The following is a 1254-nucleotide window of genomic DNA, read 5'->3' on the forward strand; positions in this document are numbered from 1 at the left end:
ACATGGGTAACAGGTGTGCGGGGACATGGGTAACACATGATCCGCTCATTCGGGATGGTCCAGGTTGATGGTTCCGAAATGATGATGCAGGAAAAACAGGTCATAGCGGTTGCCGCTTCCTGCGCTGGGGCGCACCGCAACCGGCAGCTTGTGCAGCGCATTTGAAACCTTGAAACACCGGCACCGGAAACGGAGTTCTCCATTCCACCCCACGCGTACCACCGTGTCGTCGCTGCGATATTCGATCGGCGGCAGTGTCTCCGGATACCGGTGCGCACTGGGCCGGTAACGGGTGATCGGAGTGGCCATCTGCAGGGCCTGATGCGGGCGCTGATGGTTATAGACCGTGCGCCACTCGTCAAACACCCGCTGGGCGTTGCGCAGGCTGTCGAAGCGACGGCCGCTGAGCACCTCGGCCTTCAGCGTGCGGTGAAACCGTTCGTCCTTGCCGTTGGTCTGCGGGTGCGCCACCCGGCTATGGGACAGACGCACACCGAGCCGGATCAGCCAGATGGCCAGTTCGGTGAGCTGTCCCGGCTGGCCGGGACTGCCCCATGGCGAGCCGTTGTCCGCGTTGATGCGCAGCGGCAGCCCGTAACGGCGAAACGTCTGCCGCAGATGCGCGCGTACGGTGGAGGTGTCGGTCCTGCCGCACGCATCGAGCGTCAGGTTGAAACGCGAATGATCGTCCAGCACCGTCAGCGGCGAGCAGTGCCGCCCGTCCTGCAGCTCAAACCAGCCCTTGAAGTCCATCTGCCAGAGTGAATTCGGATGCTCGTGTTCGAAGCGCTGCCACGGTGTGGCCGCCTCCGAAGCCTCCGCGCGGATCAGGCCATGGCGGTGCAGGATGCCGGTCACCGTGCTCGGTGCGGGCACCGCGGTGTGGCCGAGATCCTCGAGGCGCCGCTTGATCTTGCGCCCGCCCCAGGCGGGATGTGCCTGGCGCAGTTCAACCACCTGCTGCTCGACTGTGGGTATGGTGCGCGCCGGACTCTGCAGGGGCCGGCGCGAGCGGTCCGCCAACGCCGTGGCGCCGTCATCCTGTGCATGCCGGGCAAGCCACTTGTAGCCGGTCTTCGGGCTGATGCCGAAACGCCGGCATAGTTCACGCCGGTTGGCGCCGTCCTGCAGGGCCAGATTCACGAATTCCAGACGCAGGTTCATGGTGTTTCTCGGGTTCCAGGGCATGAACGGCTCCAGGCGAATCACTCGCCCGAAGTGTTACCCATGTCCCCGCACACCTGTTACCCATGT

General features: G+C 64.5%; 1 protein-coding gene. It reads right to left on the reverse strand.

Annotated features, from left to right (window positions below):
* Positions 1–45: 45 nt before the first annotated feature.
* A complete protein-coding gene (locus tag BFD71_RS38670) occupies positions 46–1188 on the reverse strand; it encodes an IS481 family transposase (protein ID WP_069269420.1) in 1143 nt (380 codons plus the stop codon).
* Between the last annotated feature and the right edge of the window lie 66 nt (positions 1189–1254).

The organism is Paraburkholderia nodosa, from assembly GCF_001718195.1.
GTDB classification, from domain to species: domain Bacteria; phylum Pseudomonadota; class Gammaproteobacteria; order Burkholderiales; family Burkholderiaceae; genus Paraburkholderia; species Paraburkholderia nodosa_A.